Raw genomic sequence first — 392 nt, forward strand, 5'->3', positions numbered from 1 at the left:
ACGCCTTCCGATCGGGACGGGACTTCTCGGCCTGGGTTGGGCTCGTGCCGAAGCAGAACTCGAGCGGCGGCAAGGACAAGCTTGGCAGTATCAGCAAGCAAGGCGATCGCTATTTGCGCAGCCTGTTCACGGCAGGCGCACTCGCAGTGATCCGCTATGCCAAGATCCATGGCACCCGGCATCGGCCCTGGCTCACCGCATTGTTGGCGCGGCGACCCACAAAGGTCGCTGCCATCGCGCTCGCCAACAAACTCGCCCGGATGGCATGGGCGATGATGGCCAGGAACGAACGCTACAAGGAACCCGCCGCTCTCATGGCGTAAATGAGTTCACAGCCGGACACACCGGCGTGACGTAACGGTTGGAAAGGACGAACAGCACTTAATGCAGCG

General features: G+C 61.7%; 1 protein-coding gene. It reads left to right on the plus strand.

Translation table 11 applies throughout. The features are described 5' to 3' along the window. Positions 1–323: transposase (locus tag XH80_RS02795; protein ID WP_271597233.1), on the plus strand; the 323-nt coding region annotated here is incomplete at its 5' end. Positions 324–392 lie beyond the last annotated feature (69 nt).

It is taken from the genome of Bradyrhizobium sp. CCBAU 45384, assembly GCF_028128665.1.
Lineage (GTDB): Bacteria > Pseudomonadota > Alphaproteobacteria > Rhizobiales > Xanthobacteraceae > Bradyrhizobium > Bradyrhizobium manausense.